We start from the raw sequence: 2918 nt of genomic DNA, 5'->3' as shown, positions 1-2918 counted from the left end.
ATGGGGTGGTTGGGTTGGTCGAGCATTTCGTTGCGCTCGACAGACATATTGCGAGGAGTGTGCCAGCGCGGATATTCGACCTTGGGCTGTGCGTAAGTGATTGAAATTAAAGAGAAATGCTCCCTGCTTATATGCTTTGCATCGTTGCGATGCGGGATCGGGCCCGATAAACAGATGGGCGCTACCCGACGATTTCGCAGGAGGTGTTCGAGGTATTGCGACAGGGTGCCGCCGCCGGGCGACGCGCAGGGGAAAGCCGGCCGTCCTCCTGCGCGAGGGCGGCCGGCCGGATGGGGACGAGAGGGACTTATTCCTCTTTCTCGGCCTTGCGGATGATCGACGGTCCGCCCATGATCGGCGGCAGGTTGCCGGCGAATCCGCGCGGGTAGTTCACGATGCGCGTCGTGCTCGTGGCGCGCTGTGGAATGAAGCGGCCACGTGTGCGTGCGCCGCCAATGATCGATGTCATTGCCTGGCGATCGAGGTCGATGCTTTCCGTCAGGTCCTTGATGACGATGGTGGCCATGGCTTTCTCCTCAAGTTAAGCAAGTTATGCCCTGCACGGGCGGGTGAAGCGTTGATGTAGCGCAGCAAGGGATGCATCAACATGCACGTCAAAACGCCAAAAGCCCGCCGGGAAAATTCCCGGCGAGCTCTTGGCTGCGATGTGCCGCGGTCAGAAATAGGCGTCTGCAGTTGCCCATTGCGATGGACTGACATTCAGGTCCGGCGGAACAAAACCGGCGCCGATCACGCCGATGTTGTTCAGTGCGTTGACCTGCACGTTCTGCATCTGCGCGATGTTCTGGTTGACGCCGACATTCACGTTGGCGATCGGGCCAAGGCCCTTCAGCCAGGAATTGCCGCCGCGCACCTTGGCCATCGCTTGCCGGTCGAGCGCGTCGCTGCGCGGCAGGTCGTGGATCATGAGGCTGGACATACGGTTCTCCTCGGTTGCCAATCAGAAGTTGATGTTGTTGTGGCCGGTCTGGGTCGGGTTGACCGTCGACGTGATGCCGCACACGAAAGCCGCGTTGTTGCCGTTGTTGTTCAGCACGCTCTGCGACTGTCCGATCAGCTGCGATGCATTGACCGAGAACGTATTCGCCGGCATCGTCGGCTGCGACACGTCCATGCCGCCCAGGGAAGCCAGGGACATTCCGCCCGTGAGTTCCTTGCTGAAGCCGCCGCGTACCGCTGCCATTGCTCCCGCGCCAAGTTCGTTGATGACGGCCAGGTCGGTGATGATCAGGGTTGCCATGTTCGCTCTCCTCAATCAGAAGTTGATGTTGTTGTTGGCGGACTGCGTCGGGTTCACGGTCGAGCTGATACCGCTGGCGAACGCAACGTTGTTGCCGTTGTTGTTGACGACGTTCTGCGACTGGCCGATCTGCTGCGTGGCATCGAACGAGAACGATGTCGGCTGGTACTTCGACTCCGGCATGCCATAGCCAGGCTGGCAGTAGGAGGGCGGCGTCCAGCAGGAGGGCTGTTTGTAGTAGCAGCCGCCGGCGACGGAAGCCATTGCTGCGCGGTCGAGTTCGGTGGCGATGGCGAGGTCTTTGATGTACAGGGTAGTCATGTGAAGTCTCCTTGGGTGTGTGGTTGAAAGTCGAAAAAAATCAGAAGTTGATGTTGTTGTTCGCGGTTTGCGTCGGGTTCACGGTCGAGGTGATGCCGGAAGCAAAGGCGACGTTGTTGCCGTTGTTGTTCATGACGTTCTGGGACTGGCCGATCATTTGCGACGCATCGAACGAGAACTTGGATTCCGGTGCATAGGAGGCGGGCATCCAGGACGGCATGGAGAAGGAGGGGGCGCCCTTGTAGAAGCCGCCGCGTACGGAAGCCATGGCAGTACGGTCGAGGTCGGAAGCGATTGCGAGGTCTTTGATCATCAGAGTCATGAGTAAATCTCCTAAAGGTGGTTTGGGTTGGAAGAGCATTTCGTTGCGCTCGACAGACCTATTGCGAGAGGTGTGCCAGCACAGGGGCGGCCGCGCCTTCTGCGTTCCAAGTGCTTGAAAAATAAGGGAAATAGAAGAATGTCCATGCCGGTTCGAGGTATCGGACGGGCATGAAACAGCATGGCTGCGGATGGTCTGCAGCCAACAGTTTGCGAGATGTGTCGGGAGTGATGCGACAGTGCGCGGATCAATCCTTGGCGAGTTCGCTGCGGATCCTGGTGCGGCGCGATTTCAGCAGCGATAGATCATGCTGATGCCGATGTTATTGGCCACAGCAATGCGACGGAAGCAAGATGCGCCACTTCCATGATCCCGGGCAGGCGCGCCGGATACAGGGCGGCATCGAGCAGTTGCCGGACACTGCCGTTGCCGGCGAGATGGATGAAGGGCTGGTTCTGGAGGTCTGCAGCAGTCAGCGATTTCTTTTCTGCAAGCGGATGGTTGCAGTGCATGACGACATAGAACTCGTCGGCGCACAGCATCTCTGCATCGAAGCCTGCCATTTTCGAGCCCGCCGCGCACAGCGCGAAATCGGGATTGAGAAGGAGTAGGCAGGGTACGCGCAGCGGTTTGCAACCCGTGTGTGTATGCGGGTTGTCACTGAAAATTGTCCAATGACTTTTCCCCAGTCGTTCCCGCCTTCGCGGGGGCACGCCGAGTGGAACGACGGGGAGGGTGGGGCACAGGAGTTGAGCCAGTCTCCCGCATGCAAACGCAAGCAAAAAATCCCTTCACCCCCGCTTCCCCCTCCGCTTCGGCGCAAGCATGATCCCCGTACACCCTGGCGCTCCGCAATGGCAGGCAAACGCCCGTTTGACCGCCGCCGTATGCCGTCCATCGTAAATGAGTGCGTAGTTGTAACTCAGTTCTTCACCGCGTTCGATATCCATCAGCGCATAGATATGGACGCTTCCGTCGGGATGCTCCATCGCTTCGCAATTCGGCTCGCAGGAA

Annotated in this window: 7 protein-coding genes; all 7 read right to left on the bottom strand. The window is 59.0% G+C overall.

Annotated features, from left to right (window positions below; all coding sequences use genetic code 11):
* Window positions 1-307: 307 nt before the first annotated feature.
* On the bottom strand, window positions 308-526 hold the full coding sequence (locus tag AYR66_RS06165) for a hypothetical protein (protein ID WP_088706794.1): 219 nt from the start codon (window positions 524-526) through the stop codon (window positions 308-310).
* A gap of 150 nt (window positions 527-676) precedes the next feature.
* The gene (locus tag AYR66_RS06160) at window positions 677-940 is read right to left on the bottom strand and encodes a hypothetical protein (protein WP_088706793.1); all 264 of its coding nucleotides are present in this window, start codon (window positions 938-940) and stop codon (window positions 677-679) included.
* A 21-nt stretch (window positions 941-961) separates the two neighbouring features.
* A complete protein-coding gene (locus tag AYR66_RS06155; RefSeq protein ID WP_088706792.1) occupies window positions 962-1261 on the bottom strand; it encodes a hypothetical protein in 300 nt (99 codons plus the stop codon).
* A 15-nt stretch (window positions 1262-1276) separates the two neighbouring features.
* Window positions 1277-1582 carry a hypothetical protein gene (locus AYR66_RS06150; protein ID WP_088706791.1) on the bottom strand — a complete coding sequence of 102 codons (306 nt, stop codon included), beginning with the start codon at window positions 1580-1582 and terminating at the stop codon, window positions 1277-1279.
* 40 nt (window positions 1583-1622) lie between these two features.
* Window positions 1623-1904: a hypothetical protein gene (locus tag AYR66_RS06145; RefSeq protein ID WP_234814810.1), complete on the bottom strand. Its 282-nt coding sequence runs from the start codon at window positions 1902-1904 to the stop codon at window positions 1623-1625.
* Window positions 1905-2209: 305 nt separating this feature from the next.
* Window positions 2210-2617: a LysR substrate-binding domain-containing protein gene (locus AYR66_RS30355; protein ID WP_272938323.1), complete on the bottom strand. Its 408-nt coding sequence runs from the start codon at window positions 2615-2617 to the stop codon at window positions 2210-2212.
* Window positions 2618-2695: 78 nt separating this feature from the next.
* A partial coding sequence (locus tag AYR66_RS06135; RefSeq protein WP_141104174.1) for an SET domain-containing protein-lysine N-methyltransferase occupies window positions 2696-2918 on the bottom strand: 223 nt, incomplete at its 5' end.

The organism is Noviherbaspirillum denitrificans (genome assembly GCF_002211445.1).
Classification (GTDB): domain Bacteria; phylum Pseudomonadota; class Gammaproteobacteria; order Burkholderiales; family Burkholderiaceae_D; genus Noviherbaspirillum; species Noviherbaspirillum denitrificans.
Note: the sequence above shows the minus strand (reverse complement) of the source record. Positions and strands in the feature narration are given on the sequence as shown.

Bases quoted from the DNA above. Each gene is read 5' to 3' on its own strand.
- AYR66_RS06160 (WP_088706793.1), bottom strand. From the start codon at position 940: ATGTCCAGCCTCATGATCCACGACCTGCCGCGCAGCGACGCGCTCGAC.
- AYR66_RS06150 (WP_088706791.1), bottom strand. From the start codon at position 1,582: ATGACTACCCTGTACATCAAAGACCTCGCCATCGCCACCGAACTCGAC.
- AYR66_RS06155 (WP_088706792.1), bottom strand. From the start codon at position 1,261: ATGGCAACCCTGATCATCACCGACCTGGCCGTCATCAACGAACTTGGC.
- AYR66_RS06165 (WP_088706794.1), bottom strand. From the start codon at position 526: ATGGCCACCATCGTCATCAAGGACCTGACGGAAAGCATCGACCTCGAT.
- AYR66_RS06145 (WP_234814810.1), bottom strand. From the start codon at position 1,904: ATGACTCTGATGATCAAAGACCTCGCAATCGCTTCCGACCTCGACCGT.